Origin of the sequence: Streptomyces caeni (assembly GCF_042678285.1) — a bacterium.
Lineage (GTDB): Bacteria > Actinomycetota > Actinomycetes > Streptomycetales > Streptomycetaceae > Streptomyces > Streptomyces caeni.
The window spans coordinates 51,104-77,513 of sequence record NZ_JBHUDX010000019.1 but is presented as its reverse complement, the minus strand read 5'-3'; the positions used below and the strand labels follow the sequence as shown (position 1 = coordinate 77,513).

At 71.5% G+C, this 26,410-nt stretch carries 28 protein-coding genes and 1 tRNA gene; 13 read left to right on the top strand and 16 right to left on the bottom strand.

What is annotated here, in order from left to right:
• Positions 1–344: 344 nt before the first annotated feature.
• Complete coding sequence (locus ACFSL4_RS07740) at positions 345–1,097, top strand: GntR family transcriptional regulator (RefSeq protein ID WP_381079907.1); 753 nt, start codon at positions 345–347, stop codon at positions 1,095–1,097.
• On the top strand, positions 1,094–1,609 hold the full coding sequence (locus ACFSL4_RS07735) for a GNAT family N-acetyltransferase (protein ID WP_381079905.1): 516 nt from the start codon (positions 1,094–1,096) through the stop codon (positions 1,607–1,609). The genes ACFSL4_RS07740 and ACFSL4_RS07735 overlap by 4 nt, the downstream gene beginning before the upstream one ends.
• Before the next feature lie 287 nt (positions 1,610–1,896).
• Here ACFSL4_RS07735 and ACFSL4_RS07730 read toward each other — a convergent pair whose 3' ends face one another.
• The gene (locus ACFSL4_RS07730) at positions 1,897–2,550 is read right to left on the bottom strand and encodes a DNA-binding response regulator (RefSeq protein ID WP_381079903.1); all 654 of its coding nucleotides are present in this window, start codon (positions 2,548–2,550) and stop codon (positions 1,897–1,899) included.
• A gap of 73 nt (positions 2,551–2,623) precedes the next feature.
• On the opposite strand from ACFSL4_RS07730, the gene ACFSL4_RS07725 reads away from it, so the two are divergent.
• From ACFSL4_RS07725 to ACFSL4_RS07690, 8 genes are all read left to right on the top strand, one after another.
• Positions 2,624–3,481, top strand: coding sequence for an aldo/keto reductase (locus tag ACFSL4_RS07725; RefSeq protein ID WP_381079901.1), 858 nt, complete (start codon positions 2,624–2,626; stop codon positions 3,479–3,481).
• A 160-nt stretch (positions 3,482–3,641) separates the two neighbouring features.
• The gene (locus tag ACFSL4_RS07720) at positions 3,642–4,508 is read left to right on the top strand and encodes a DUF2797 domain-containing protein (RefSeq protein WP_381079899.1); all 867 of its coding nucleotides are present in this window, start codon (positions 3,642–3,644) and stop codon (positions 4,506–4,508) included.
• A 103-nt stretch (positions 4,509–4,611) separates the two neighbouring features.
• Positions 4,612–5,028, top strand: coding sequence for an antibiotic biosynthesis monooxygenase family protein (locus tag ACFSL4_RS07715; protein ID WP_381079897.1), 417 nt, complete (start codon positions 4,612–4,614; stop codon positions 5,026–5,028).
• 180 nt (positions 5,029–5,208) lie between these two features.
• Entirely contained in the window at positions 5,209–5,949 is a 741-nt protein-coding gene (locus tag ACFSL4_RS07710; protein ID WP_381079895.1) for a response regulator transcription factor, read from the top strand.
• The gene (locus tag ACFSL4_RS07705; RefSeq protein ID WP_381079893.1) at positions 5,946–7,559 is read left to right on the top strand and encodes a sensor histidine kinase; all 1,614 of its coding nucleotides are present in this window, start codon (positions 5,946–5,948) and stop codon (positions 7,557–7,559) included. The genes ACFSL4_RS07710 and ACFSL4_RS07705 overlap by 4 nt, the downstream gene beginning before the upstream one ends.
• A 14-nt stretch (positions 7,560–7,573) precedes the next feature.
• Positions 7,574–8,989 (top strand): bifunctional glycosyltransferase family 2/GtrA family protein, encoded by a 1,416-nt coding sequence (locus ACFSL4_RS07700; RefSeq protein ID WP_381079891.1) that lies wholly within the window; start codon positions 7,574–7,576, stop codon positions 8,987–8,989.
• A 61-nt stretch (positions 8,990–9,050) separates the two neighbouring features.
• Positions 9,051–11,270, top strand: a complete 2,220-nt coding sequence (locus ACFSL4_RS07695; protein ID WP_381079889.1) for an ArnT family glycosyltransferase — start codon at positions 9,051–9,053, stop codon at positions 11,268–11,270.
• 238 nt (positions 11,271–11,508) lie between these two features.
• Positions 11,509–12,297 (top strand): TetR/AcrR family transcriptional regulator, encoded by a 789-nt coding sequence (locus tag ACFSL4_RS07690; protein WP_381079887.1) that lies wholly within the window; start codon positions 11,509–11,511, stop codon positions 12,295–12,297.
• Here the strand turns inward: ACFSL4_RS07690 and ACFSL4_RS07685 are convergent.
• The 3 genes from ACFSL4_RS07685 to ACFSL4_RS07675 form a co-directional block, all read right to left on the bottom strand.
• Entirely contained in the window at positions 12,294–12,767 is a 474-nt protein-coding gene (locus tag ACFSL4_RS07685) for a PPOX class F420-dependent oxidoreductase (RefSeq protein ID WP_381079885.1), read from the bottom strand. The two genes, ACFSL4_RS07690 and ACFSL4_RS07685, sit on opposite strands and share 4 nt — an antisense overlap.
• A 151-nt stretch (positions 12,768–12,918) precedes the next feature.
• Positions 12,919–15,570, bottom strand: coding sequence for an MFS transporter (locus ACFSL4_RS07680; RefSeq protein ID WP_465269752.1), 2,652 nt, complete (start codon positions 15,568–15,570; stop codon positions 12,919–12,921).
• Positions 15,571–15,655: 85 nt separating this feature from the next.
• Positions 15,656–16,168, bottom strand: coding sequence for a MarR family winged helix-turn-helix transcriptional regulator (locus ACFSL4_RS07675; RefSeq protein ID WP_381079881.1), 513 nt, complete (start codon positions 16,166–16,168; stop codon positions 15,656–15,658).
• A 252-nt stretch (positions 16,169–16,420) separates the two neighbouring features.
• Between ACFSL4_RS07675 and ACFSL4_RS07670 the strand changes: the two genes are divergently transcribed.
• Positions 16,421–16,615, top strand: a complete 195-nt coding sequence (locus ACFSL4_RS07670; RefSeq protein ID WP_381079879.1) for a hypothetical protein — start codon at positions 16,421–16,423, stop codon at positions 16,613–16,615.
• 18 nt (positions 16,616–16,633) lie between these two features.
• Here the strand turns inward: ACFSL4_RS07670 and ACFSL4_RS07665 are convergent, their stop codons facing one another.
• The 6 genes from ACFSL4_RS07665 to ACFSL4_RS07640 all read right to left on the bottom strand — a co-directional run bounded on the left by ACFSL4_RS07665 (position 16,634) and on the right by ACFSL4_RS07640 (position 21,700).
• On the bottom strand, positions 16,634–17,455 hold the full coding sequence (locus ACFSL4_RS07665; protein WP_381079877.1) for a hypothetical protein: 822 nt from the start codon (positions 17,453–17,455) through the stop codon (positions 16,634–16,636).
• Positions 17,456–17,575: 120 nt separating this feature from the next.
• Positions 17,576–18,487: an RNA polymerase sigma factor SigF gene (locus ACFSL4_RS07660; RefSeq protein ID WP_381079875.1), complete on the bottom strand. Its 912-nt coding sequence runs from the start codon at positions 18,485–18,487 to the stop codon at positions 17,576–17,578.
• A 245-nt stretch (positions 18,488–18,732) separates the two neighbouring features.
• On the bottom strand, positions 18,733–19,626 hold the full coding sequence (locus tag ACFSL4_RS07655) for an RNA polymerase sigma factor SigF (protein ID WP_381079959.1): 894 nt from the start codon (positions 19,624–19,626) through the stop codon (positions 18,733–18,735).
• A gap of 199 nt (positions 19,627–19,825) precedes the next feature.
• Complete coding sequence (locus ACFSL4_RS07650; protein ID WP_381079873.1) at positions 19,826–20,119, bottom strand: Dabb family protein; 294 nt, start codon at positions 20,117–20,119, stop codon at positions 19,826–19,828.
• Between the two features lie 58 nt (positions 20,120–20,177).
• On the bottom strand, positions 20,178–20,354 hold the full coding sequence (locus tag ACFSL4_RS07645) for a hypothetical protein (protein ID WP_381079871.1): 177 nt from the start codon (positions 20,352–20,354) through the stop codon (positions 20,178–20,180).
• A 614-nt stretch (positions 20,355–20,968) separates the two neighbouring features.
• Positions 20,969–21,700 carry an SDR family oxidoreductase gene (locus tag ACFSL4_RS07640; RefSeq protein WP_381079869.1) on the bottom strand — a complete coding sequence of 244 codons (732 nt, stop codon included), beginning with the start codon at positions 21,698–21,700 and terminating at the stop codon, positions 20,969–20,971.
• Between the two features lie 153 nt (positions 21,701–21,853).
• Between ACFSL4_RS07640 and ACFSL4_RS07635 the strand changes: the two genes are divergently transcribed.
• Positions 21,854–22,330 (top strand): RrF2 family transcriptional regulator, encoded by a 477-nt coding sequence (locus ACFSL4_RS07635; RefSeq protein ID WP_381079957.1) that lies wholly within the window; start codon positions 21,854–21,856, stop codon positions 22,328–22,330.
• A gap of 283 nt (positions 22,331–22,613) precedes the next feature.
• On the opposite strand, the gene ACFSL4_RS07630 is transcribed toward ACFSL4_RS07635, so the two are convergent.
• From ACFSL4_RS07630 to ACFSL4_RS07615, 4 genes are all read right to left on the bottom strand, one after another.
• A tRNA-Ser gene (locus ACFSL4_RS07630) sits at positions 22,614–22,698 on the bottom strand.
• A gap of 10 nt (positions 22,699–22,708) precedes the next feature.
• The gene (tadA, locus tag ACFSL4_RS07625) at positions 22,709–23,194 is read right to left on the bottom strand and encodes a tRNA adenosine(34) deaminase TadA (protein ID WP_381079955.1); all 486 of its coding nucleotides are present in this window, start codon (positions 23,192–23,194) and stop codon (positions 22,709–22,711) included.
• A gap of 65 nt (positions 23,195–23,259) precedes the next feature.
• Complete coding sequence (locus ACFSL4_RS07620; protein ID WP_381079953.1) at positions 23,260–23,790, bottom strand: tRNA adenosine deaminase-associated protein; 531 nt, start codon at positions 23,788–23,790, stop codon at positions 23,260–23,262.
• 272 nt (positions 23,791–24,062) lie between these two features.
• Positions 24,063–24,248 carry a hypothetical protein gene (locus ACFSL4_RS07615; RefSeq protein WP_381079867.1) on the bottom strand — a complete coding sequence of 62 codons (186 nt, stop codon included), beginning with the start codon at positions 24,246–24,248 and terminating at the stop codon, positions 24,063–24,065.
• 213 nt (positions 24,249–24,461) lie between these two features.
• On the opposite strand from ACFSL4_RS07615, the gene upp reads away from it, so the two are divergent.
• Positions 24,462–25,097, top strand: a complete 636-nt coding sequence (upp, locus tag ACFSL4_RS07610) for a uracil phosphoribosyltransferase (protein WP_381079865.1) — start codon at positions 24,462–24,464, stop codon at positions 25,095–25,097.
• Positions 25,098–25,234: 137 nt separating this feature from the next.
• Here the strand turns inward: upp and ACFSL4_RS07605 are convergent, their stop codons facing one another.
• Both ACFSL4_RS07605 and ACFSL4_RS07600 read right to left on the bottom strand, forming a co-directional pair.
• Positions 25,235–25,882, bottom strand: coding sequence for a LytR C-terminal domain-containing protein (locus ACFSL4_RS07605; RefSeq protein WP_381079863.1), 648 nt, complete (start codon positions 25,880–25,882; stop codon positions 25,235–25,237).
• A 115-nt stretch (positions 25,883–25,997) separates the two neighbouring features.
• Positions 25,998–26,294, bottom strand: a complete 297-nt coding sequence (locus ACFSL4_RS07600; protein ID WP_004943146.1) for a type II toxin-antitoxin system VapB family antitoxin — start codon at positions 26,292–26,294, stop codon at positions 25,998–26,000.
• Positions 26,295–26,410: the final 116 nt, after the last annotated feature.

The window sequence follows — 26,410 nt, the reverse complement described above, 5'->3', positions numbered from 1 at the left end:
TGGGTGCCGCGAAGTGGTTGAGCGTGCGTGTCGCTGTCTCCTTCGGGAGCGCGCTCCCGTTTCAGGCGCATGGAGACGTGACCTTTCGGTCTAAGCCCTCCGGTTGACCAGGGGTCCGGGTCCCTCGGCCCGCTCTGTCCCGGGCCCCTTCACCCCGGGCGAGCCTGCGAGAAGACACAGGAATGCCCGGGGCGCTGTAGCTATTGTCCGTACAATGGCTACAGTCAGGATGTTGGCAGACGTGGCGATGGGCCGCAAGAGCATTGGCCGCATTGACTGGACAATGCAGTCAGCGAGCGGCTTCCATGGGAGGCATGGCAGTGACCCGACTCGGGCGAAACCCGATGTACCAGCAGATCGCGGACGCGCTGCGGGAGCAGATCACGTCCGGGAAGCTCGAACCGAACGCGAAGCTTCCGACGGAGGCTGAGCTGCGCGACCAGTACGGCGTGTCGCGGGAAACCGTGCGAAAGGCGCTCGCACAGCTCGTGAACGAGGGGCTTGTCGTCTCAGCCCGGCCGCAGGGTCACTTCGTCCGGCGCCGCCGGCCGATGGTGTTCCGTCCGCAAGCGGAGTTCCGGAAGCGGCCCTACTCGCCAGAGATGGACGCCTTCATGACCGAATACTCGGCGGAGGGACGTGAGCCGCGGCAGGAGATCGAAGTGGCGATCGTGGAGCCGCCGGAAGACGTGGCCAAGCGGTTGCGGTTGGAGCCGGGCGAACTGGTCGCGGTCCGCAAGCGGGTGCGGTACCTCGATGGCGAGCCCTTCAACATCAATGACAGCTACTTCCCGCTCGCCATCGTGCGGGACTCGGAGGTCATGCGCCCGGAGGACATCTCCCGCGGCGCGAACGAGGTGCTGGCCGAACTCGGGTACCGGCAGGTGCGGGCGCTGGACGAGATCTACATCCGGATGCCCACGCCGGAGCAGGTGCATCGGCTCGACCTTGGCCCCGGCACGCCGGTCGGCGTCCACATGACCACCGGATCTACGGCCGAAGGGCAACCCGTGCGCGTCGCTGTGACCGTGCTCCCCGGGGACCGGCACGTGATCTCCTACGAGCGACAGCGCGAAGCGCCGAACGAGGAAGCATGAGCGATCTGCACATCCGTCCCGGCCGTCCTGACGAACTCGGCGTCGTGGAAGGGCTGCTGAGTGGCGCGTCCGCATGGCTCGCATCCCGCGGCATCGACCAGTGGCAGTACCCGCCGCACCGCGACCGCATCATGACGGCGCTGGAACGGGGAGTGTGCTTCCTCGCATTTGAGGACGGCGAGCCGATCGCGACCATGCAAGTGGACGACTTCGCCGACCCGGAGTTCTGGACGCCGGACGACGATCCGGGCGCTGCCCTGTACCTGCACCGCATGGCTGTGAGCCGGAGCGCGGCCGGCGTCGGCGTGAGGCTGCTGGACTGGGCCGCCGAGCGTGCGGCGGCGCAGGGGAAGCGGTGGCTTCGTCTGGATGCATGGAAGGACAACGAGGGACTGCACCGGTACTACAAGGCTGCGGGATTCACCCTCGTACGCATCGTGGACCTACCACACCGCAGGTCAGGAGCACTGTTTCAGCGTCCGGCCGCATCACCGTCTGACACCAACCGCTGACATCAACAGCGGCGTACATCAAGGTACGACGGCGCACCGTCCGCCGTGTCCAGGCGGCGCGCGACGAGCCGAAAGCCCCTCGTTGGGACGCGGCGCTCACGCGATGCACGCGCCTACGGATCAGAAGGTTGCAGGTTCGAATCCTGCCGAGTGCGCGCAGCTCAGAGGCCCCGGAATGATCCGGGGCCTCTGGCGTTTCGGGAGCGTACAGCAGCGAAGTACAGCCGCAAATGATCGCAGCTTGCCAAGCCGAGAGCACTCTGCCTGACGGATACTCGGCCGACCCCTCAGTCACTCAATCCCATCTCGCCGACGCGCACGCCGGCCTGGAACCGCGAGGCCGAGTCGAGGGCGTCGAGCAGGCCGGCGACGCGGCGGCGGTAGGTGCGCAGGGACATGCCGAGCCGGCGCGCGGCCGCCTCGTCCGTGGCGCCGGACCCCAGGGCGCGCAGGACCGTTCGGCTCTCGGCATCGAGACGGGGGTGCTCGCCGCGCAGGAAGGCATGGAGACCGGTCGCGGTCTCCCAGGCGGCTTCGAACAGCGCGTATACGCCGCCTACCAGGGTGGGCGCGGTGGTCAGGGTGTATTCGCGGCCACCTGGGTCGTTCACGCCGGCGAGGATCGCGAACCGGCGGTCGATGATGATCGTCTCATGAGGCAGAGCGGTGGCGGCGATCCGTACCTGGGCGCCCTTGTCGACGAGCCTGCCGAGGTGCTCGCGGCTGCGCCGGTCGGCGAGCGAGGCCGGGCTGAACAGCTTGCGGATCCGCCTGGGGTCACCGTTCATGAGGTGGGCGCCGGCGGCCTGCCGGGCCCCGGGGCGGGACCAGGTGTCGAGATCGCGGGCGGCACAGATGAACTCCTCGTGAACAGCGGAGAAGACATGCTCGGTACGAGCGAGGAGTTCCAGGTCACCTCGGATCGTCACGATGTCTGCCACTCCGCCATTCTGCCCGATGGCAGCAAGCTGCCACGGGTTCGCGGGCCGCACCCCCGCGGTCCAGGCTGGGGGCATGGGAAACGACTTCCGCCTCGGTGGCGACCTTCTGCTCAACCGGATCGGCTTCGGGGCCATGCGCCTGCCCACCGACAGCTTCCATGGTCCGGCGCGCGATCCCGGAACCGGTCGCGCCGTCCTGCGCCGTGCCGTGGAACTGGGCGTCAACCACATCGACACCGCAACCTTCTACACCAGCGGCGACGGCACCGTTCGGGCCAACACCCTGATCCGGGAGGCTCTTCACCCCTACCCGGCCGGGCTGGTCATCGCCACCAAGGTCGGCCCGGCCCGCACCCCCGACGGCGGCTTGGCCGCGACCACCGATCCCACGGTCCTGCGGCCCATGGTCGAGGAGAACCTCGAAACCCTCGGTGTGGACCGGCTCGACCTGGTTTATCTGCGCATTGGGGGCGTCATGCCGCCGCCGCACGGTGAATCCGTCGCCGAACGCTTCGAGGCGCTGGCAGCGCTGCGCGAGGAGGGACTGATCCGCCACCTCGGCCTGAGCAACGTCGACGCAGGCCACCTCGCCGAGGCCCGCGCGATCGCACCCGTCGCCGCCGTCCAGAACCACTTCCACGCCGCCAAGCGCGATGACACGGAGGTCCTGGCGGTCTGCGAGGACGCCGGCATCGCCTACGTGCCGTTCTTCCCGCTGGGCGGCGGCCTGAGCGACCTCACCGGTGACCGCATGGCCAAGGTCGCGGACCGGCATGGCGCCACGGTCCCTCAGATCGCCCTGGCCTGGCTGCTCGGCTCCTCCCCTGTCACCCTGGCCATCCCGGGCACCGGCTCCCTCGCCCACCTGGAGGAGAACACCGCCGCCGGAGAGATCGTCCTCACGCAAGAGGATCTCTCCGACCTCACCTGAGGTGAGGAGCGCTCCGGCCCTGCACGCGCCTTCACGGCGGAGCCCTTGCATGCGGTCCGGAACGGAGCGCCGTTGCGGGCGTCAGCCAGTGGCTGGGCCACGATCGCCGGAAGCCGCCCACGAGGATCGATGTCAGTGGTGGCCCCTACTCTCGGCAGTGATGACACAGCTGTGGAGATGCGCGGGGCTGCGGTGGGGTGACGGCGTGCCCGTGCTGGCGTGGGAAGGCGGGCGGTGCAGTGGTCTGGAGCGGGGCAAGCGGGTGGCCTTCGCGGTCGTGGCGGGCGGCGCGCGGAGCTGTGTGGGTGCGCGCGGACACGGATGCCCGGCGCGGGCCGGGGTGCCGGGACGCAGCACCGGTGCACGGTGCGAGGAGTGCGCGCGCCTCGACCGGGCCCACTCGGTCGCCGCCGACACACTCGCCGACGACCCGCGGCCGTACCGCGTCTACCTCGCGTGGTTCGGGCCCGGCATGGTCAAGGTCGGGATCACGGCGGTCGGGCGTGGACCGGCGCGGCTGCTGGAGCAGGGCGCCGTCACCTTCAGCTGGCTGGGGCGTGGGCCGCTGATGGCGGCGCGGCGCACGGAGGAACTGCTGCGGGCCGCGCTCCGGGTGCCGGACCGGATTCCGTACGCCGGTAAGCGGGCGGTGCGGGCCGGCCTGCCGCCGATCGGGGAACGGGAGGCCGAACTGGCGGAGCTGCATACGCGGGCGCTGGCGCTCCACGGATGGCCGGAGTCGCTGGAGCGGGCGCCGTTCCGGGCCGTCGACCACGGCGCGGTGTTCGGGTTCGAGGGGCTGCCGCGCACGGACGGCGTGGTGAGCGAGCTGGTCGCGGGCGGGGTGGTGAGCGGGGACGTGCTGGCCGCCGCCGGGCCAGATCTCCATCTGGCCGCCGGGCGCGGGGTGGTCGTCCTGGACACGCGTCTGATGACGGGATGGGCGCTGACCACTGCCGACCGGGACGACGTGACCGTGCCGGTGCGCGAGGTCGGGGACGCGGGGGCGCAGGAAGGGCTGTTCTGAGGGGGCGGCGATGCCGTGACGGCGTGGCTGGCGGCTCGATGCCCCGTGGATCCCGTTCGAGAAGGGACTGGACCGGCGGTGCCCGATCACCGATCGTGGAGTCATGAGCGATCACCGCGTTGCGCCTGGTGGGTCCGTGCCCTCCCCCGGCGCCCCCGCACCGGCCCCCGTCCCCGTCCCCGTTCCCGTCCCCGCCCACGAACCCCCGTACTACGCCGTCGTCTTCACCTCCGTGCGGGCCCAGGACGACAACGGGTACGCGGAGACCGCCGAGCGGATGGAGGAGCTGGTCAAGGAGGTCCCCGGGTACCTGGGGATGGACCACGCCCGGACGCCGGGCGGGCTGTCGATCACGGTCGGGTACTTCCGCGACCTCGCCGCCGTCGAGGAGTGGCGGGGCGACCTGGAGCACCGGGCGGCTCAGAAGCAGGGGCGCGAGCGCTGGTACGAGTCGTACTCGCTGCACGTCGCCAGGGTCGAGCGCAGCCACACGTTTCAGCGGGCGCACGCAGAAGGGTGAACCGCCCGGGACACGTCCCGCGACACCGACCCGGCCGTTAGTGCTGTCCCGTCAACTATGCGCATTCCAAGGCGGGTTCACGGTCTCCTAGGAGTTTCCTGAGAGGTGCCTGTGTGTTTCTTAGGGAAATCACAGACGGGTGAAAGGGCGCTCTCAGGGGACCCCGACAAGGTGTCGAGCATGACCACGACCTCGCCCCAGAGGCGCACCGAACTGCTGAGGCCGGACGGGAGCCCCGTCCGAGTGCTGGTGGTGGACGACGAGTTGTCGATCACCGAACTGCTGTCCATGGCCCTGCGCTACGAGGGCTGGCAGATCCGCAGCGCGGGTGACGGACACGGCGCTATCCAGGCCGCGCGCGAGTTCCGGCCCGACGCCGTCGTTCTCGACATGATGCTCCCGGACATGGACGGCCTGGCCGTGCTGGGGCGGCTGCGACGCGAACTGCCCGACGTGCCCGTCCTCTTCCTCACCGCGAAGGACGCCGTCGAGGACCGCATCGCGGGCCTGACCGCGGGCGGCGACGACTACGTCACCAAGCCGTTCAGCCTCGAGGAGGTCGTGGCCCGGCTGCGCGGGCTGATCCGGCGGTCCGGTGCCGCCGACCGCCGCTCGGACTCCGTGCTCGTCGTCGGCGACCTCACCCTCGACGAGGACAGCCACGAGGTGTCGCGGGCCGGTGAGAACATCCACCTCACCGCCACCGAGTTCGAACTGCTCCGGTTCCTGATGCGCAACCCGCGGCGCGTGCTCAGCAAGGCGCAGATCCTGGACCGCGTGTGGTCGTACGACTTCGGTGGGCAGGCCAACGTCGTCGAGCTCTACATCTCCTACCTGCGGCGGAAGATCGACGCGGGCCGGGAGCCGATGATCCACACCCGGCGCGGCGCCGGCTACCTGATCAAGCCCGCCGCGTCATGAGCGGGCGACGGCGGTCGCGTACCCGCAGGGGAGGACGACAGCCGCGCACGCTGCGCACGCGGCTGGTCGTCTCGGCGGTGGCGTTGATCGCCGTGGTGTGCGTCGTGATCGGTACGGTGACGACGATCGCGCTCGGGCAGCACCTGTACCAGCAGTTGGACGGCCGGCTGGGCGAGGTGGCGGCGCGGGCGACGGGCGGGCCCATTGGAGCCCCGGTCGGGCCCAAGGGGGTCGCGCCCGAGCACGGGAACGACACGTTCACGCTGGAGGACTTCGTCGCCCGGGGCCCGCAGCCGATGAACACCATCGCTGCGAAGGTCGAGAACGGCGGCATCACCGAGGCCAGGATCGGCAAGCGGTACAAGGACGCCAACGGCGTTCCCCAGTCCAGTGCGCGTGCCCTGAGCGCGGCCCAGACCGCCGCGCTCGGTTCCGTCCCCAAGGACGGCGGGCCGCACAGCGTGGACATCCCCGGGCTGGGCGAGTACCGCGCCGAATACCGGACCGGTGTCAACGGCAGCTTCTACGCGGCCGTACCGACCGCGGACGTCACCAACACCATCGACACCCTCGTCATCGTCGAGGTCAGTGTCACGGCCGCCGGTCTCGTGGCGGCCGGTATCGCGGGCTCCGTGCTCGTCGGTCTCGCCCTGCGCCCCCTGCGCAAGGTCGCCGCGACCGCCACCCGCGTCTCCGAACTGCCGCTGCACGCCGGCGAGGTGACCCTCGACGAGCGGGTCCCGGCGTCCGAGACCGATCCGCACACCGAGGTCGGACAGGTCGGGGCCGCGCTCAACCGCATGCTCGACCACATCCACGGCGCGCTGCACGCGCGGCAGCAGAGCGAGATGCGCGTACGGCAGTTCGTCGCGGACGCCAGTCACGAACTGCGCACCCCGCTCGCCTCCATCCGCGGATATGCCGAGCTGACCAGGCGGGGACGGGAGGAGACCGGCCCCGACACCCGGCACGCCCTGGGACGGATCGAGTCCGAGGCAGGGCGCATGACCCTGCTCGTCGAGGACCTGTTGCTGCTCGCGCGCCTGGACGCCGGGCGACCGCTCCAGTTCGAGCGGACCGACCTCGTCCCGCTCGTCGTGGACACCGTCAGCGACGCGCGCGCCGCCGGGCGGGACCACAACTGGCGGCTCGAACTGCCCGACGAGCCCGCGCTCGTGTCGGCGGACGCCGCACGGCTCCAACAGGTCCTCGTCAACCTGCTCGCCAACGCGCGCAACCACACCCCTCCCGGTACGACCGTCACGGCGCGCGTGCGACAACGCGGGCCATGGCTGTGCACGGACGTCCAGGACGACGGCCCGGGCATTCCGCCCGATCTGCTCCCGCACGTCTTCGAGCGGTTCGCGCGCGGCGACTCGGCACGGTCCCGGTCCACCGGCTCGACGGGGCTCGGGCTCGCCATCGTGCAGGCCGTCGCGGCCGCGCACCGCGGTGCCGTGACCGTGGACAGCGTGCCCGGCCGCACCGTGTTCACCGTGCACGTGCCCGCGCTCACCGCCGAGGTGGCGCCGCACGGCTCGGAAACGGGACCGCGACGCCACTCACAGCCGCACCACAGTGCCAGCACATGGGTGCGACAGGGCGCTTGAGAAGAGTCGGTGCCATGCGAACCGATTCCTCTCCCGGCACCCTGCCGGCACGGGAGCACCTCCCGGCCGCCGGAGCCGGTACGCCTGTCCTGGACGTAGTGGTCCCCGTCTACAACGAGGAGAAGGACCTCCAGCCGTGCGTGCTCAGACTGCACGAGCACCTCAAGCGCACCTTCCCGTACGCGTTCCGCATCACGGTCGCGGACAACGCCTCCACCGACACGACCTCGCAGGTGGCCGCGCGGCTGGAGGCACAGATCCCCGAGGTGACGTGCTTCCGGCTGGAGCAGAAGGGCCGGGGCCGGGCGCTGCGGACCGTCTGGTCCGCCTCCGAGGCCCCGGTCCTCGCCTACATGGACGTGGACCTGTCGACGGATCTCAACGCGCTGCTGCCCCTGGTGGCGCCGCTGATCTCGGGCCACTCCGACCTGGCGATCGGCTCCCGGCTCGCCCGCGCCTCCCGCGTCGTGCGGGGTCCCAAGCGCGAGTTCATCAGCCGTGCGTACAACCTGATCCTGCGCGGATCGCTGCAGGCCCGCTTCTCGGACGCGCAGTGCGGCTTCAAGGCGATCCGCCGTGACGTGGCCCAGGTGCTGCTGCCGCTGGTCGAGGACACCGGCTGGTTCTTCGACACCGAGATGCTGGTCCTCGCCGAGCGCGCGGGCCTGCGTATCCACGAGGTGCCGGTCGACTGGGTCGACGACCCCGACACCACCGTGCACATCGTGAAGACGGCGACCGACGACCTCAGGGGCGTGTGGCGCATCGGCAGGGCCCTGGCCACCGGTTCGCTGCCGCTCGACCGGCTCGCCCGGCCCTTCGGGGACGATCCACGCGACCGGGAGATCAAGGACGTGCCGCGGGGCCTGGCTCGCCAGCTCGTCGGGTTCTGTGTGGTCGGCGGTCTGTCCACCATGTTCTATCTGGCGCTCTACAGCCTCTTCCGCCAGGTCGCGGGCGCGCAGATCGCCAACGCGCTCGCCCTGCTGGTCTCCGCGGTCGCCAACACGGCGGCCAACCGCCGGCTCACCTTCGGCGTGCGGGGCCGCGGCGGTGTCGTCCGTCACCAGGCGCAGGGCCTGGTGGTCTTCGGTATCGGCCTCGCCCTCACCAGCGGCTCCCTCGCCGCCCTGAACGCGGCGACGAGCGACCCCTCGCACTCCACGGAACTGGCGGTGCTGATCGCCGCCAACCTCGCCGCGACGGTCCTGAGGTTCCTGCTCTTCAGGGCGTGGTTGTTCCCGGACCGGCGCGACGGTCTCCCGGCGTCTCCGCCCCCCGCCGCCCGGCAGCACCTCCAGCACCAGCAGCACCAGCAGTACCAGGACCATCCCGGCCAACAGCAGTACCAGCAGGACCCGCGCGCTGCCCACGACGCGTACGGCACCACCGGGTTCCGCGCCGATGCCGACGCGGACCGCACCACCTGAAGGGACGCGACCATGCCACTGCAGCCGGTGCGCCCGCACACCACCCATGCGAGGAACCACGATGGCAACTGACCATCCCCGCACGACCTTCCCCGGGGACACGGCGCCCTCCTCCTGGGGGCCGCCCCGCCCGGCAGGTGAGCCCGGGCAGCCGCCGCCGGCGCACACACTCCGGCGCGGGCGGCCCGAGGACCCGCGCTGGGCGCGCCCCGCCTTCCTGGGGCTGCTGCTCGTCACCGCGGTGCTGTACCTGTACGGCCTGAGCGCATCCGGGTACGCCAACTCCTTCTACTCGGCGGCGGTCCAGGCCGGCAGCAAGTCGTGGAAGGCGTTCTTCTTCGGCTCGCTGGACGCGGGCAACGCGATCACCGTCGACAAGCCCCCGGCCGCGCTGTGGCCGATGGCGCTGTCGGTGCGGGTCTTCGGCCTCGGCTCATGGGCGATCCTGGTCCCCGAGGCCGTCATGGGCGTTCTCACGGTCGCCGTCGTGTACGCGGCGGTCCGGCGCCGCTTCAGCCCCGCGGCCGGCCTGATCGCGGGCGCGGTGCTGGCGCTCACGCCGGTCGCGGCCCTGATGTTCCGGTTCAACAACCCGGACGCGCTGCTCGCGCTGCTGATGGCGCTCACGGTCTACTTCGTGCTGCGGGGCCTGGAGGACGGCCGTACCAAGTGGCTGGTGTGGGCGGGCGTCGCGGTCGGCTTCGCCTTCCTGACCAAGACCCTGCAGGCGTTCCTGATCCTGCCGGCGCTGGCGGTCGTCTACGGCGTCTGCGCACCCGTCAAGCCGATGAAGCGGCTCGCGCAGCTGGCCCTCGCGACCGTCGCGCTGGTCGTGGCGGGCGGCTGGTGGGTCGCGATAGTCGAGCTGTGGCCGGCGTCGTCCCGCCCGTACATCGGCGGTTCGCAGAACAACTCCTTCCTGGAGCTGACCTTCGGCTACAACGGCCTCGGCCGCATCAACGGCGACGAGACCGGCAGCGTCGGGGGCCGGGGCGGGGGAGGCGGCGGCAGCGGCGGTCCGTGGGGGGAGACCGGCTGGAACCGGATGTTCAACTCCGAGATCGGCAGCCAGGTCTCCTGGCTGCTCCCGGCCGCGCTGATCCTGCTCGTCGCGGGCCTGGTACTCACGCGGAAGACCGCTCGTACGGACACCGTCCGCAGCGCGTTCCTCGCCTGGGGCGGCTCGCTGCTGATGACGCTGGCCGTCTTCAGCTACATGGCCGGCATCTTCCACCAGTACTACACGGTGGCGCTGGCCCCCTACATCGCCGCCCTGGTCGGCATGGGCGTCGCGGTCCTGTGGGAGGAGCGGTCGAGGACATGGGCGTCGCTCACGCTCGCGGCCGCCGTCACGGCGACGGCGGCGTGGGGATACGTCCTGCTCAACCGCACGCCCGACTATCTGCCCTGGCTGAAGTGGCTGGTCCTCGTGGGCGGTCTGGCCGGTGCCCTCGGCCTGGTCTTCGCGGGCCGGCTCGGGCGGCGGCTCGCCCTCGCGGTGGTGGGCGTGAGCGTGGTGGCCTCGCTCGCGGGCCCGGCCGCGTACACCCTCACCACGGTGAACCAGGGCCACACCGGCTCCATCGTCACGGCCGGTCCGGTGGGCGCGAGCATGATGGGCGGCCGGGGCGGTCCGGGCGGTGGGGGTATGCGCGGCGGCTTCGGCGGCGGCATGCCGGGCCGGACCCAGCCGAACGGCACCACGCAGATTCCGAACGGCCCCCCGGGCGGCAGCACCGGAGGCTTTCCCGGCGGCGGCATGCCCGGCCAGAACGGCCAGAACGGCCAGAACGGCCAGAACCGGCAGGGCAACGGCACCGGCCCGAACCAGCAGGGCGGTGGCCTCCCCGGCGGCGGCCGGACGGGCGAGGGCGGCATGGGCGGTGCCGGCGGCATCGGCGGTCTGCTCAACGGCGCGAACGTCGGCTCCGAGGCCAAGAAGCTGCTGGAGAAGGACGCCGGGGACTACACCTGGGTGGCCGCGTCCGTCGGCTCCCAGAACGCCGCCAGCTACCAGCTCGCCACGGGTGACCCGGTGATGGCGATCGGCGGGTTCAACGGCAGCGATCCCTCCCCGACGCTCGCCCAGTTCCAGAAGTACGTGGCTGAGGGCCGGATCCACTACTTCATCTCCGGTGGCGGTTTCGGCGGCTGGGGCAACGGCAAGGGCGGCTCCTCCGTCTCCTCGCAGATCAGTACCTGGGTCGAGGAGAACTTCACCAAGGTGACGGCCGGTTCGGCCACCCTCTACGACCTGACTCGCAAAACGAGCGGGAGTTGACGGTTCGGCCGTGACGGCGGTGGGCGGGGCACCGGTGTGCCCCGCCCACCGGGTTTCCCGCGGCGGCGTTGGCGCACAGGGCGCAGCGGGCAGACTCGCAGGAGGCGGTCGCCGGGAAGCGCCGGACCACGGCGTGGCCGGTCGAGCGCGGGACGCTCGCGGCCGAGGTGCGGATCCTCGCGTTCCGGTCGGGGCCTAGCATCGTGACCAGCGGTCGGAGTGTCGAGGAAGGTGCGCCATGGTCAACGCAGCCCAGCGGGCGGGGCGCCCGGCGCGGACCAGCGTCTGGCTGGAGGGCAAGGCGCCTCGGGGCGGTGGAGCGCGCGGTGGCGGCGGTCAGCCCTCCGGCCTGGACCGGGGCCGGATCACCGAGGCGACGGTGCGGCTGCTGGACGCGGAGGGCCTCGCCAGGTTCTCCATGCGCCGCCTGGCCACGGAGCTGAACGTCACGGCCATGTCGGTCTACTGGTACGTGGACACCAAGGACGACCTGCTGGAGCTGGCGCTGGACGCGGTCTTCGGCGAGATGCGGCTGCCGGCCGCCGACTCGGACCAGGACTGGCGCGACCAACTGCGGGCGCTCGCCACGGAGTACCGGACGCTGCTGGTGCGCCACCCCTGGCTGTCGCCGCTCGCCGGAACCTTCCTCAACATCGGCCCGCACTCCATCGACTTCTCGCTCGCCGTGCAGCGGGTGATCCGCCTGACCGGGCTGCCCGCGCACGGCCAGACGGGCGCGATCTCGGCGGTCTTCCAGTTCGTGTACGGCTTCGGCACGATCGAGGGCCACTTCATCGCACGCTGCGCCGCGGCCGGGATGAGCCAGGACGAGTACTTCCGCCATGCCATGGGCGCGGTGACCCGGAGCCCCGAGCTGAGCGAGGTCGTGCACCGGTCCGCGGCCCTCGTTCAGGCCCGCGGCGGAGACACGGTGGAGGAGATGCGTGAACGCGACTTCACGTTCGCGCTGGAGACACTGGTTGCGGGCATCGAGGCGATGGTCGCCCGGAACCGGCGGGGTTCCTAGTCGTCCGAGGACGCCAGGCGGGCTGGGAAGCCGCCCGTCGCCACCGGTCCCCACCGCTGCGGGGTGACCCGGATGATCGACTTGCCCTGCTTGACCATGGCCTGCCGGTACTCGTCCCAGTCCGGGTGCTCGCCCGCGATGTTGCGGTAGTACTCGACGAGGGGCTCGACGGAGTCCGGGGTGTCGATGACCTCGGCGGTGCCGTCGACCTGGACCCATGGCCCGTTCCAGTCGTCGCTCAGCACGATCAGGCTGACACGCGGATCCCGCTTGGCGTTGCGCGTCTTGGCGCGTTCCGGGTACGTGGAGACCACGATCCGCCCCGAGTCGTCGACCCCGCAGGTCAGGGGCGACCCCTGAGGGCTCCCGTCGGCGCGCCGCGTCAGCAGGATCGCCCGATGACGGGGTCGTACGAAGTCCAGCAGCTCGTCCAGCGTCACGGCGGTGTTGGTCGCGATGTTCGGTGCCATGGGACGCAGCCTAGGGGCTCGGACCGCCGCGGAGCGTGACCCTGCCGTGCCTACGCCCGGACCGGGCAGCGGCCGCGTTCGTCAGGACGGGAGGACCGGCCCGGGGCGCGCCGCACCACGAGGAGCGCGCCGCCGCGGGCCGGCGCCCGGACTACTCCGCCGGGTGGGCGAGCCGGATGTCGTGGTCGTCGACGTCGCGTCCGAAGAGCGTCACAGCCGTCGCCACGGGCGGGTAGCCGGTCGCGATGACGGTGTACTCGCCGCTGTCCAGGCCGGTGAAGGCGTACCCCCCGTCCGCGCCGGTGGTGGCGGTGCCGACCACGTTGCCCACCGCGTCCACCAGCGTCACGCGGGCGTCGGCGAGGGGACCGTGCGCGGCCCGTACGACGCCCTGGACCCGGACGTCGGCGTCGAGGCCGATCTCGACCCGGGCGGCCCCGTCGACCCCGATCTCGGCCGGCAGGGCCCGCGGGCGGAACCCTGCGGCGTTCACCGCGACGGTCACGGAACCCGACGCCGGCCCGGTGAAGGAGAACTCGCCCTGCTCACCGGTGGTCTGGGTGGCGAGCAGGTGGCCGCGGGCGTCGGTGACGATCACCATCGCGTCCTTGACGGGCAGCGCGGTCCCGGCGGCCCGGACCGTACCGGTGAGCCCGCTGGTGCCGCCGAGCAGGATGTCGTACGACAGCGGGTCCTCGTGCACGGCGACTGTGGACGCCTGCGGCTGGTAGCCGTCGGCGGCGGCGACCAGGACGTAGCCGCCGGCGCCCGGCGCGTCGACCGCGTAGGAACCGTCGGCCCGGGCGACCGCCTGGCTCGGCTGCCGTCCGCCGAGCGAGATCAGGGTCACGGCGGCGCCCGCGACGGGTGCGCTCCCGCTGTCCCGCACGAAGCCGCGGACCGGGATGCCGCCGGAGAGCGCGGACTTGTCCGGCGCGGCCACTGTGGCGACGGCCGCGGGCTCCTGGTCGCCCGTGACCGGGCCTGTGCCCGTGACCGGGCCTGTGCCCGTGACCGGGCCTGTGCCCGTGACCGGGCCTGTGCCCGTGACCGGGCCTGTGCCCGTGACCGGGCCTGTGCCCGTGACCGGGCCCGTGCCCGTGACCGGGCCTGTTGTGCCCGCGTCCGTGTCCACGCGCGTGCCCCTGTCCTCGGCGCCCGGCTCCGGGCCCGCCACCGCCCAGCTCGGCACTTTCTCCTCGGCGGGGACCTCCTCGGCGGGGACCCTCTCCTCGGCGGGAGCGGGCGAATCCGCCGCGGCGTGCGACCGGGTGGACCCGGACGTCGCGGCCTGGGCCAGGGCGCCCTTGGTCCGCAGCGGGACCTCCTTGATGAACAGCGTGATCACGAAGGCGAGGAACGCCATCGGGGCGGCGATCAGGAAGACGTCGGCGATGCCGTGGCCGTAGGCGCTCTCCATGACGGTGCCCAGCGGCGCGGGCAGGCTGTTCATGTCCGGGATGGAGCTGCTGGAGCTCGAACCGGAGGCCAGAGCCGCGTACTCGGGGCCGAGGGCGGCGAGACCGTCCTTGACGTAGTCGGTGATCCGGTGCGCCATGACCGCGCCCAGCGCGGAGACGCCCACGGCACCGCCGAGGGACCGGAAGAAGGTGACCGTGGAGCTGGCCGCGCCGAGGTCCGTCGGGGCCACCTGGTTCTGCGTGGACAGCACCAGGTTCTGCATCATCATGCCGATGCCGAGACCCAGCAGCGCCATGAAGACCGCCATCTTCCAGTAGGCCGTGTCGTAGCGGATGGTGCCCAGCAGTCCCAGCCCGGCCGTCACCAGCACGCCACCGCTGACCAGCCACGCCTTCCACCTGCCGGTCTTGGTGATGACCTGGCCGGAGACGGTGGAGGAGACGAACAGGCCGCCGATCATCGGGATCGTCAGCACCCCGGACATCGTCGGGGACTTGTCCCGCGCCAGCTGGAAGTACTGCGCGAAGAAGATCGAGCCGGTGAACATCGCGACGCCCACGAAGAGCGAGGCGAGCGACGACAGGGTGATGGTGCGGTTGCGGAACAGCCGCAGCGGGATGATCGGTTCCGCGGCCCTGGACTCGACGAGGACGAAGACCAGCCCGAGCACGATCGCGCCGCCCACCAACGCGTACGTCTGCCACGACAGCCACGCGTACTTGTCACCGGCGAAGGTCACCCAGATCAGCAGCAGGCTGACCGAGGTGGAGACGAAGAACGCGCCGGCCCAGTCGACCTTCACGTCCCGCTTCACCACAGGCAGGTGGAGGGTCTTCTGCAGCACGATCAGGGCGATCACCGCGAAGGGCACGCCGACGTAGAAGCACCAGCGCCAGCCGAGCCACGAGGTGTCGGTGATGACGCCGCCGAGCAGCGGGCCGCCGACGGTGGCGACGGCGAAGGTGGCGCCGAGGTATCCGGAGTAACGGCCGCGCTCGCGCGGGGAGATCATCGCGGCCATGACGATCTGCGCCAGGGCGGACAGGCCGCCGACGCCGATGCCCTGGACGACCCGGCAGGCGATGAGCATGCCGGGGTTCTGCGACAGACCCGCCGCCATCGAGCCCAGTACGTAGACGACCAGGGCTATCTGGACGAGCGCCTTCTTGCTGTAGAGGTCCGCGAGTTTGCCCCACAGCGGGGTGGTCGCGGTCATGGCCAGCAGCGAGGCGGTGACGACCCAGGTGTAGGCCGACTGACCGCCGCCGAGGTCGCCGATGATGTGCGGCAGCGCGTTGGAGACGATCGTGGACGACAGGATCGCCACGAACATGCCGAGCAGCAGCCCGGAGAGGGCCTCCATGATCTGCCGGTGCGACATCGGAGTGCCGTCGGGGGAGCCTCCCCCGTGCTCGGCATGGGCCCGCACACCGGCCGGTGTGGTCGTTGCCATGGGCTTCCTTTTCCTATGTTCTGTCTGCGGGTGTACGGGGGGTTCCTTCGGTGACGGGCTCCGCGGCGTGGACGGCCGGCGCGGGATGCGATGCGGAGCGGCAGTCGCCGAAGCTCTGCCGCAGCCGCGCCAGCAGCCGGGTGAGCCGGCCGATGTCGTCGTCGGACCAGTCGCTCAGCCGCTCGGCCAGCAGTGCGGCGGTGCGCCGTGACAACTCGTCGAGCCGGGCGCGGCCGGGTGGTGTCAGGCGCAGGATGCGGGAGCGCTTGTCCGCGGGGTCGGGGGAGCGTTCGATCCAGCCGCGGTCCGCGACATGCGCGACATGGCGGCTGGTGACCGACATGTCGACGGCGAGCAGCTCCGCGAGCTTGCTGATGCGCATGTCGCCGTGGCGGTCGAGCAGGGTCAGTACGGCGGCGGAGCCGCCCGGGCAGTCGGGCGGCAGGATCCGTCCGAGGTCCCTCTTCACGGCACCGGCGGCGCTGAGCTGACGCGCCAGCTCCTCGTACTGCGCTCGCTCGGCCATCCCAGCCTCCCCAGTTCGTTGCTCAGGGCAACCACATTAGGGGAAGTTGGTTGCCGCAGGCAAATTAAGCCCTCGATGTTGGGCTAAAAAGTTGGCAAAGGCATGCATTGGTGAACGTAAATCCACAGGTGGGATGGTGGATGACGGGGCGGCTCGGCCGTTCGAGGACCGAGTCCTTTCGGGGCGAAGCGGGGCACGGGGTCACGGCCCCCACTTGGGCGGGGCCGCACGTATTCGCTAGGGTCCGGGGCCATGGCTAACACCCAGGGCCCCCAGGGCAACTACGACCCCGCGGGCAGCACCCAGATGTTCCGTGCCTTCGTCGACGAGGCTCCGCAGGGCGGCCGGCAGGAGGCGGCCTCCCCGGGCCCCCGCGTCGGCCTGATCGTCGGCGTCGTCGTCGCCGTGGCGATCGTCGCCGCGGTCGCCTGGCTCGCGCTGAGGTAGGCCGGCCGGGGCGAAGCCCTACGTCCACCGGACGGACACGTCGCGCGTCTCGATGTGCATCCCCAGCGGGACCCGCCAGGCGTCGACGCACACCGTCCAGGTCTTCTTCACGGTGGCCCCGCCGGCGATCGGCGCGGGCAGCGCCTCCGCGGACTCGATCGTCGCCCAGTCGATCCCGAGCGCCCCGATGATGTGCGTCCCGAAGGCCACCGTGCCCGAACGCACCGGGCTGCCGCCGGTGTTGGCGAAGGAGACGGTGACCTTCTCGCACCACCGCCGGTCGGTGGCCTCCCGCACGGGCTCGCCCACGCTCAGCACAGCGGGTCCGGCGGGTGTCGTACGGGAAGGCGCCGGCGCCGGGGAGGACGGTTCCGGGTCCGCGCCGACGGGCCCGGTGGCGGGGGGTGAGACGCTCGCGCCGCCCGGTGCGCCGCCCGCGCCCGGTGCGCCGCCCGCGACCGGGGCACCACCCGCGACCGGGGCACCACCCGCGACCGGTGCGCCGCCCGCGCCGCTGACCGGCGCGCCCGCGGACGAACCGCCGCTCGGCGAATCCCCTCCAGCCGCCGATGAGCCGGCCGTCCCGGCGGTACGGCTCCCGTGCCCGCCGGTGGTACCGGGCCGGTCCGTCCCCCGGAGCGGCACCAGCGTCACATCTCCCGTGGGTGCCACCGCCGCGCCCGGGACGGAAGGGGTGCCGCCCGCCGGTCCGACCGCGACGTATCCGTCACCACCCGCGCCGCCCGCGCACGCGACCGGCAGCCCGGCCAGGCACGCGAGAACCGCGGAGGCACCGATCACGGCCCGTCGGCGGTCCCGCAACCACGTCGCTCGCAGCATCGCGCCAGTGTCGCTGACGGACCGTCAATTCGGAAGCCCGCGGACCTCGCGAAGCCCCGGCCGGGCACCGGAGCCCCGGACGCCCCGCGAGGCGTCGTGCCCCGCGAGGCCCGTGCGTACTCAGTCGGAGATGAGCCCGTCCCGCAGTTGCGCCAGCGTGCGGGTCAGCAGCCGGGAGACGTGCATCTGCGAGATGCCGACCTCCTCGCCGATCTGCGACTGGGTCATGTTCGCGAAGAACCGCAGCATGATGATCCGCCGCTCGCGGGGCGGGAGTTTGGCCAGCAGCGGCTTGAGGGACTCGCGGTACTCCACGCCCTCCAGGGCCGAGTCCTCGTAGCCCAGCCGGTCCGCGAGCGACCCCTCGCCGCCGTCGTCCTCGGGGGTCGGGGAGTCGAGCGAGGACGCCGTGTACGCGTTGCCGACGGCAAGGCCGTCGACCACGTCCTCCTCCGACACGCCCAGCACGGAGGCGAGTTCGGTGACCGTCGGGGAGCGGTCCAGCTTCTGGGACAGCTCGTCGCTTGCCTTGGTGAGGGCCAGGCGCAGCTCCTGGAGGCGGCGCGGCACCCGCACCGACCACGACGTGTCCCGGAAGAACCGCTTGATCTCACCGACGACCGTCGGCATCGCGAACGTCGGGAACTCCACGCCCCGTTCGCAGTCGAAGCGGTCGATCGCCTTGATCAGCCCGATGGTGCCGACCTGGACGATGTCCTCCATGGGCTCGTTGCGGCTGCGGAAGCGGGCGGCCGCGTAGCGCACGAGCGGGAGGTTCAGCTCGATGAGCGTGTCCCGGACGTAGGCGCGCTCCGGGCTGTTCTCGTCGAGTGCGGCGAGCCGCAGGAAGAGGGAGCGGGACAGGGTGCGGGTGTCGATGGCTTCCGATGACGGGAGGTCCTGGGCCTCGGGGGCCGGGATGGTCTCGGCGGCCGGGAGGTCCTGAGGGGCCTGAAGGTCCTGAAGCACGTCGGGCGCGGAGTCGCTCTGCGCGAGCGTGAGCACCTTCGAGCTGCCCTGGTCTGCGGACATGCCACCCCCTTTGGGTCGCGGGACGGTCGCGGCGGACGCTCCCGTCGGAGGAACGCAGCCTCCACCTGAATACCGGCCGCGAGGCTGCGGCAAACGCTCTTCCGGAAGAATGTCACATGTCGGCAACACGCTGTAGCGATATGTCGACATGTGAAAGCCGAATGCGCCCTGGTTGGAAGGGTTCTGAGGGTTTTTCAGCGCAGAACCATCGACAAGGGAAGGTTCGGACGATTCGCTCTTGTGAGCTATGCGTCGATCCTGTTTGCGGATCGTAGCCGCGCGAAGCTCCTGGCGAGGAGCCTTGACACATGCATCTGGGAGACGCCCAGTTCGGCGCTGATCTGCGACTGGGTGAGGTTGCTGTAGTAGCGCAGCAGCAGGATCCGCTGCTCGCGCTCGGGCAGCTGGACGAGCAGGTGCCGTACGAGGTCGCGGTGTTCGACCCCGTCGAGTGCGGGATCCTCGTAGCCGAGCCGGTCGAGCAGGCCGGGCAGGCCGTCCCCCTCCTGGGCGGCCTCCAGGGAGGTCGCGTGGTAGGAGCGGCCCGCCTCGATGCAGGACAGCACCTCCTCCTCGGTGATGCGCAGCCGCTCGGCGATCTCGGAGGTGGTCGGAGAGCGTCCGTACGCCGTCGTCAGGTCCTCGGTCGCGCTGTTGACCTGCACCCACAGCTCGTGCAGCCGGCGCGGGACGTGGACCGTGCGGACGTTGTCGCGGAAGTACCGCTTGATCTCCCCGACGACGGTCGGCATCGCGAAGGTCGGGAACTGCACGCCCCGGTCGGGGTCGAAGCGGTCGATGGCGTTGATCAGCCCGATGGTGCCGACCTGGACGACATCCTCCATGGGCTCGTTGCGGCTGCGGAAGCGGGCGGCCGCGTAGCGCACGAGCGGGAGGTTCGCCTCGATGAGCGCCCCGCGCACGCGGTGGTGCTCCGGCGTGCCCGGCTCCAGCCCCTTGAGCTGGGCGAAGAGCACCTGGGTGAGGGCCCGGGTATCGGCGCCCCGGCGCTTCCGGGCGGCGGCGGCCGGAGCCGGTCCTCGGGGGTGGGTGGAGGTCGTGGCGGATGTCTGTGCCCGGTCGGGGGCCGGGGCCGGAGCCTCGTCCTGGGGTGGCGCAGTACTGGCCGACACGGTCAACGCCACCTCTTCATCCGTCCACGCATCCGTCAATTCACGTCAAAAGCGGTCATAGCATCACAAGAAATGGACACGGTGTGCAAGCACCGCATAACTCCGTGTTGAAGGCGAGTTGATGCGGAGGACGTGAGCGATCACCATCGTCGCGGTGGAGGGCGCCTCGCGTGGTTCCGCCCCCGGAATCCGGGGGCGGTGTCGCTCAGATTTCGTAGTCGGCGATCACCCAAGTGGCGAACTCGCGCCACAGCGCGACCCCCGCCTGGTGCGCCGGGTGCTCGAGGTAGCGCCGCAGCGCGTCCGCGTCGTCGACCGCCGAATTGATCGCGAAGTCGTAGGCGATGGGCCGGTCGCTGATGTTCCAGGCGCACTCCCAGAAGCGCAGCTCGTCGATCAGGCCGTCGAGGGACTCGAAGGCGCGCACCCCCTCGACGACGCGCGGGTCGTCGCGCCGGACGCCCTCGTTGAGCTTGAAGAGGACCAGGTGGCGGATCACGGGCGCTCCCAGGGGTACGACGACGGCGGCCGCCCTGCCGTGGGTGCGGCGGGAGGCCTCACTTGGCCCCGTCGGCGAGCCACGTCATGAAGTGACCGAAGGCCTTGGCGGCACTCGAAATGCCCTCGAACCCTATCTGCACGTAGTCGGCGGCCTTGGCGGGGTCGGTGATGATCACGTAGAGCGCGAAGACCGCGAGCACGTACAGTGCGATCTTCTTTCCCTGTACCGCCACCGCGGCCTCCCCCGTCTCCTCCGCCCCGCGGGGCCCGGCCTGCCGCGGCCGAGTGTAACGCGGCCGGGTGTTCGGGTCTCGCAAAAGATCACGTATGCACCATGTCCTCACGTCGATCTTCTTTATGTGGTCTTTAGGGACCAACGGCCCGGCTGCCTGGGCCCTTTGTCCCGCCCGCGGGGGCGCCCCGCAGTCGCAGGATGGTGTGGACCCGACGGATCTGGCAGGAGTCCCGAGGGCCGGGACCGGACCCGACTGCGGGGTCCGCGCCGTGGGCTTCCCCCAGACGTGGCGTGGGCTTGGGGCCCGATTCCTCACCGGGGAAGGCGGCTTGACCCCCGTAGCCGTCTTCCCCGTCACCGGAAGGAGCCCCGGCGGACGAGCGGCGCTGGGGCTTCGTCGCGCCGCCGGCGACCCGCAGGGCGCCTTGGGCGGCTCTGAGCGGACCCGGCGCGGGTCCTGGCCCGGGATGGTCCTGACCGGTGGGTGGTCCTGGGCGGTGGCCCTGACGGGCGGTTCCGGAGTGAGCCCGGCGGGCGGTTCCGGTGGCGGGCCTCGGATGCGCTCCCCGGCCGGGGGACAACCTGACGCGTCCCCCGGCCGGGGGCAGGGGCTCAGGCGAGCCAGTCGGCGTAGTGGGTCGGGGCGATGCGGGCGTCACCGTGGGCGATCAGGACGTCACCCTCGACGGCCGCGAACATGCCGACGGCGTCATCGACGGCGACCGAGCGCCCGTCGCCCTTGGCGGTGAGGGTGATCCGGCCGAGTTCGTCGAGGGTGTAGACGTCGGGGCCCGCGATGTTGAGGATGCCGTTCAGGGGGGTGCTCGCGGCGACTTCGGCGACGGCGGCGGCGACATCGGCGGCGGCGATCGGCTGGATCGGGGTGCGCGGCAGGCGGACCGTCTCGGCGTCCGCCGTCCAGGACAGGACCGCGTCCATGAACTCCATGAACTGCGTGGCACGGACGATGGAGTACGGGATCGGGCCCCCGGCGAGGATGTTCTCCTGGAGCGCCTTCGCCCGGTAGTACGCCAACTGGGGTACCTGGTCCACGCCGACGATGGAGAGCACGACGAAGTGGCCGACGCCGCCCTTCTCGCTCGCGGTCAGAAGGTTGGCCATGGACGTGCGGAAGAAGTCGGGCGAGGCCTCGTCGAACGTCGGGGAGTTGGTCAGGTTGACGACGACGTCGGCGCCCGTCACGGCATCGTCCAGGCCCTGACCTGTGATGATGTCCACCCCCGTGGAGAGGGAGTGCGGTACGGCCCGGTGTCCGGCCGCCTTCAGGTCCTCCACGACCCGCGACCCGATCAGGCCGGTTCCCCCGATGACTGCGATCTTCATGGCTTGTCCCTGCTCTCGATGCATCATGTCCGATATGTGCCCAGTAGGGCCGGATGGTGGCCGGGGCTTTAACTCGGACATCTTTTGTCCGAGACGATACTCGGACAATATGTGTCCGGGTCAAGGCGGCGTTGTTACGATGCCGACGTGAAGATGTCCGGCGGTGTGGAGTGGGCCCTGCACTGCTGTGTCGTGCTGACGTCCGTGCGGGAGCCGGTGCCCGCCGCGCGACTGGCGCGGCTGCACGACGTCTCGCCCACGTACCTCGCCAAGCAGCTCCAGGCCCTCTCGCGGGCCGGACTCGTGCGATCGGTGCAGGGAAAGTCGGGTGGCTACGTCCTGACCCGGTCCCCGGCGCAGATCACGGTGCTCGACGTCGTCGATGCGGTGGAGGGGCCCGGCGCGGCGTTCGTGTGCACGGAGATACGCCGGCGCGGCCCGCTGGCGGCGCCGCCCGAGGAGTGCACCGAGCCCTGCGCCATCTCCCGCGCCATGGCCGCGGCGGAGGCGGCACGGCGGGAAGCCCTGCGGGCCGTCACCATCGCAGACCTGGCCGCAGACGTCGAATCCGACTCGGGGGACGGGACCCTGGCGGGTATCGGCGCCTGGCTGAACGCCGCCGACGCGTGACCGGGGCCCGGAGGCCGAGCGCCCACCGCGGTGCCCGCCGTGCCCTCCGCTCCCGCGCGGCCCCGGCTGCGCCCCCGGACACGGCCCGCCCTGGACGCGGGCCTTGGGGCGCCCTGGTCACCGGCCCCGGCGTGCGACCTTCCGCAGCCGCGGGCCTTGGACCCGGCTCGGAGCGCCGGCCCGGCGCGGCCCCTCGCCGGCGGCCTCGCGGCCGAGGCTCCCGGATGCGCGAAGGGCCCCGGATGCGCGAAGGGCCCCGTCCTTCGACGGGGCCCTTCTTCGGCGGTAGCGGAGGGATTTGAACCCTCGGTGACTTGCGCCACACTCGCTTTCGAGGCGAGCTCCTTCGGCCGCTCGGACACGCTACCGAGGGAGACCCTACCCCACCGGGGGCCCTGCTTTGAAATCCGTTTCCCCGTTCGCCCTGGGCGGGCCTGAGCGGGCCCGGAAGAAGTCCGTGAGGAGCTGCGCGGACGCGTCGGCGAGCACGCCCTCGATCACCTCGGGCCGGTGGTTGAGGCGCCGGTCGCGCACCAGGTCCCACAACGAACCGACCGCACCGGCCTTCTCGTCGCGCGCGCCGTAGACCACCCGGTCGACGCGGGACTGCTGCAGCGCGCCCGCGCACATCGTGCACGGTTCCAGGGTGACGACGAGCGTGCAGCCGGCCAGCCGCCATTCGCCGAGCGCCTTGGCGGCCCGGCGCAGCGTGAGGATCTCCGCGTGGGCCGTCGGATCGCCCGTGGCCTCGCGCTCGTTGTGCCCGGTGGCGAGCACCGAGCCGTCCCGGGACAGTACGACGGCACCCACCGGGACGTCACCGCCGTCGGCGGCCCGCGCCGCCTCGTCCAGGGCGAGCCGCATCGCGGCCCGCCACCGGTCGCGCACCGGATCGGGGGCCGGCGTCCCGTCGTTCGTCACCCGTATGCCTAGCGGACGGTCTCCAGGACCTCCGAAGCGCCCAGGGCCTCGGCGATCGCGCTGAGCGCGTCCTCGGCGTCCAGGGCGCGCAGTTCCTTCTCACTGACGCCGAGGTCGTCGAGGATCTCGCTGTCTCCGACGGGGCCGTGGGGCACGGAGGTGTCCGCGCCGGCTCCGTCCTCGTCGTCGCCCTCGGGCTCACCGTCCTCCGTGCCGTCGAGGTCGAGGGAGTCCAGGTCGGCGCCGTCGTCGCCGGGCTCCCTGCCGAGCAGTTCGTCCGTGAGCAGGATCTCGCCGTACGAGCTGCGGGCGGCGGCCGCTGCGTCCGAGACGTAGATGCGAGGGTCGTCCTCGCCGTCCACGCGGACCACCCCGAACCAGGCGTCCTCCTGCTCGATGAGGACGAGCACCGTGTCCTCGTCGACGGAGGCGTCACGGGCCAGGTCGGTCAGATCCGACAGGGTTTCCACATCGTCGAGCTCTGTGTCGCTCGCTTCCCACCCGTCTTCGGTGCGCGCGAGCAGTGCGGCGAAGTACACCGTGACTCTCCCACTGGTCATAGGCGTGCCGGTTGGGGGTCCCCCCGGCGGAGGTTGCGGGCGGGGAGTGCTTCTCCGAGCCCCACCCACTCGGAATCGTGGCAGAAACAAGGCGTTCAGGGGACGTCTTCGGCTCCCTGTGTCTGGCCGTTTTGGTCGCGGACGCTCCGATCAAAGCGGTCGGCTCACCAGCGCACTCATTGCCGCCACCTGCGGATCGTACGCGGCCCGGGGCGGTGTGGTCGCGCGGCCACCCCCGAGGTGGCGCGCCGCTACCAGCGGAATGTGCGCATGCGCAGGGCGTGACGCAGCCGCGCGGCCTTGGCGCGCCGCGGCTGGACGCGGTCGCGCAACTCCCGTGCCTCCGCGAGTTCGCGCAGGAACAGGGCCCGGCGCCGCCTGCGCTCGGCGTCCGTCTCCTGCGCTTCCGTTTGCTCGTGGGACTTTCCGTCGGGCATAGGCACACCACCCCAGTCGCGTCCCCTTCACTTTCCCTCTGATGGGGGGATTGATGCAGGCCCGGACGGAAGGGGTGCGGGCGGCGCCTTCGGGCGCGAGCGACGGGGGCGGGCCGGACGGCGAGGGCGGCGCGGGAGGTGTGCCGGCGGGGCGGGATGCGCTGTCGTACGGCGGCGCGGGCGGGCGCCGAGGGCCCCGTTAGTGTGGGGGACATGCGTCTCCACGTCGTCGACCATCCGTTGGTCGCCCACAAGCTCACCACGCTGCGCGACCGGCGCACCGACTCCGCGACCTTCCGTCGGCTGGCCGACGAACTCGTCACCCTGCTCGCCTACGAGGCCACGCGGGACGTGCGCACCGAGCAGGCCGACATCGAGACCCCGGTCGCCCCCACCACCGGCGTCAAGCTCTCCCATCCCCGCCCCCTGGTCGTGCCGATCCTGCGGGCCGGCCTCGGCATGCTGGACGGCATGGTCCGGCTGCTGCCGACCGCCGAGGTGGGCTTCCTGGGCATGATCCGCGACGAGGAGACGCTCAAGGCGTCCACCTACGCGACACGCATGCCGGAGGATCTCTCGGGGCGTCAGGTGTACGTCCTGGACCCGATGCTCGCGACCGGCGGCACGCTCGTCGCGGCCATCCGGGAGCTGATCAGGCGTGGTGCGGACGATGTGACGGCCGTGGTGCTGCTCGCCGCCCCGGAGGGCGTCGAGGTCATGGAGCGCGAGCTGGCAGGGCGACCGGTCACGGTGGTGACGGCCGCGGTCGACGAGCGTCTCAACGAGAGCGGCTACATCGTGCCGGGGCTGGGCGACGCGGGGGACCGGCTCTACGGCGCGGCGGAGTAGGGGCGAACCGGCCTGCAGGACGGGGCACTCCAGGACTGGGCGGGCCCCAGGAGGGGCGGTGGCCGGACGGGACGAGGTGCGGCCGCACGGTGTGCGGCCGCCCGTGGCCGCCGTTCGCGGCTCGGCCCGCGCGGGTTTCAGCAGTTCTTCTTGTCGCCGCCCGCCGAAGCCGCCTTCGCCGACGTGGTCAGCGCGGCCAGGGCCTTGTCCGCGGCCGCCTTGTCCGCCAGCGATGTGAACCCGTCGCCCAGGACCAGATCGACGGAGGTGCCCGTGCGGGCGTCCGTGCGGTGCTCGGCGCCCGCCAGTTGCGTGCCGACGACCGGCAGTGAGGTGTCGAGGGACGTCTTGGGGCCGATCAGCACTCCGGCGCCCTTGACCTTCTTGTCGTACTCCTTCGTCGCGTTGCCCACGTCGCCGATGAGGAAGCCGCGCTTCTTCAGCTCGTCCGCGGTCTCCTTGGCGAGGCCGGTGCGGGTCGTGGCGTTGAAGACGTTGACGGTGATCTGGCCGGGCCGGGGCAGGGCCCGTGCGGCGGTCGTCGGCGACGTCTTCGTCCTGGTCGCGCAGCCCGCCCTCGCGCCGGACGCCGAGGATGTGCCGCTGCCGCCCGTGAAGATGTCGATGAGCTGCAGGGTTCCCCATCCGATCAGCCCGATGGCGGCGACTGATGCGACGACGGCGAGCACGAGCCGGCCGCGGCGCCGCGGCCGGCGCATCCGTGGGTACTTGTCCCCCGTGATCCGGTACTGGCCGCCCATGCCGGGGGGAGTCAGCATGCTCATGAGCGCAGCGTAGTGCGCCGGGGCGGCAATGCCTACTAGATGATCATTGGATGCCGCACAGTCCAACCCGAAAGGATCAAAGCGGACGGGCCGCGCGTCCGCGTCCGCGCGGCGTTCAGTCGAGTTCGAGGACCCTCGCGTGCAGGACCTGGCGCTGCTGCAGCGCCGCGCGCACCGCGCGGTGGAGACCGTCCTCCAGGTACAGGTCGCCCTGCCACTTCACGACATGTGCGAAGAGGTCGCCGTAGAACGTCGAGTCCTCGGCGAGAAGGGTCTCCAGGTCGAGTTGCTGCTTGGTCGTCACGAGCTGATCGAGGCGGACCGGGCGCGGCGCGACGTCCGCCCACTGCCGGGTGCTTTCCCGGCCGTGGTCGGGGTACGGCCGGCCGTTTCCGATGCGCTTGAAGATCACACGGAAAGCCTACCGGTCAAGACGTTCCGGGCGCAGCCACGGCGACCGAGTGCGACGCCGGAAAGATGCGGTAAACGGTGCAAAAAGGGAACAGGTGCTCGAAGTTGGCGGGGCGA

Excerpts from the sequence above, each read along its gene's own strand:
- ACFSL4_RS07635 (WP_381079957.1), top strand. The coding sequence starts at position 21,854 with ATGTCCGGCGGTGTGGAGTGGGCCCTGCACTGCTGTGTCGTGCTGACG.
- ACFSL4_RS07670 (WP_381079879.1), top strand. The coding sequence starts at position 16,421 with ATGGCTAACACCCAGGGCCCCCAGGGCAACTACGACCCCGCGGGCAGC.
- ACFSL4_RS07675 (WP_381079881.1), bottom strand. The coding sequence starts at position 16,168 with ATGGCCGAGCGAGCGCAGTACGAGGAGCTGGCGCGTCAGCTCAGCGCC.
- ACFSL4_RS07705 (WP_381079893.1), top strand. The coding sequence starts at position 5,946 with ATGAGCGGGCGACGGCGGTCGCGTACCCGCAGGGGAGGACGACAGCCG.
- ACFSL4_RS07720 (WP_381079899.1), top strand. The coding sequence starts at position 3,642 with ATGACACAGCTGTGGAGATGCGCGGGGCTGCGGTGGGGTGACGGCGTG.
- ACFSL4_RS07640 (WP_381079869.1), bottom strand. The coding sequence starts at position 21,700 with ATGAAGATCGCAGTCATCGGGGGAACCGGCCTGATCGGGTCGCGGGTC.
- ACFSL4_RS07690 (WP_381079887.1), top strand. The coding sequence starts at position 11,509 with ATGGTCAACGCAGCCCAGCGGGCGGGGCGCCCGGCGCGGACCAGCGTC.
- ACFSL4_RS07680 (WP_465269752.1), bottom strand. The coding sequence starts at position 15,570 with ATGTCGCACCGGCAGATCATGGAGGCCCTCTCCGGGCTGCTGCTCGGC.
- ACFSL4_RS07695 (WP_381079889.1), top strand. The coding sequence starts at position 9,051 with ATGGCAACTGACCATCCCCGCACGACCTTCCCCGGGGACACGGCGCCC.
- ACFSL4_RS07665 (WP_381079877.1), bottom strand. The coding sequence starts at position 17,455 with ATGCTGCGAGCGACGTGGTTGCGGGACCGCCGACGGGCCGTGATCGGT.
- tadA (WP_381079955.1), bottom strand. The coding sequence starts at position 23,194 with ATGCGGCTCGCCCTGGACGAGGCGGCGCGGGCCGCCGACGGCGGTGAC.
- ACFSL4_RS07735 (WP_381079905.1), top strand. The coding sequence starts at position 1,094 with ATGAGCGATCTGCACATCCGTCCCGGCCGTCCTGACGAACTCGGCGTC.
- ACFSL4_RS07605 (WP_381079863.1), bottom strand. The coding sequence starts at position 25,882 with ATGAGCATGCTGACTCCCCCCGGCATGGGCGGCCAGTACCGGATCACG.
- ACFSL4_RS07740 (WP_381079907.1), top strand. The coding sequence starts at position 345 with ATGTACCAGCAGATCGCGGACGCGCTGCGGGAGCAGATCACGTCCGGG.
- ACFSL4_RS07710 (WP_381079895.1), top strand. The coding sequence starts at position 5,209 with ATGACCACGACCTCGCCCCAGAGGCGCACCGAACTGCTGAGGCCGGAC.
- ACFSL4_RS07715 (WP_381079897.1), top strand. The coding sequence starts at position 4,612 with ATGAGCGATCACCGCGTTGCGCCTGGTGGGTCCGTGCCCTCCCCCGGC.
- ACFSL4_RS07725 (WP_381079901.1), top strand. The coding sequence starts at position 2,624 with ATGGGAAACGACTTCCGCCTCGGTGGCGACCTTCTGCTCAACCGGATC.
- upp (WP_381079865.1), top strand. The coding sequence starts at position 24,462 with ATGCGTCTCCACGTCGTCGACCATCCGTTGGTCGCCCACAAGCTCACC.
- ACFSL4_RS07700 (WP_381079891.1), top strand. The coding sequence starts at position 7,574 with ATGCGAACCGATTCCTCTCCCGGCACCCTGCCGGCACGGGAGCACCTC.
- ACFSL4_RS07615 (WP_381079867.1), bottom strand. The coding sequence starts at position 24,248 with ATGCCCGACGGAAAGTCCCACGAGCAAACGGAAGCGCAGGAGACGGAC.
- ACFSL4_RS07660 (WP_381079875.1), bottom strand. The coding sequence starts at position 18,487 with ATGTCCGCAGACCAGGGCAGCTCGAAGGTGCTCACGCTCGCGCAGAGC.
- ACFSL4_RS07685 (WP_381079885.1), bottom strand. The coding sequence starts at position 12,767 with ATGGCACCGAACATCGCGACCAACACCGCCGTGACGCTGGACGAGCTG.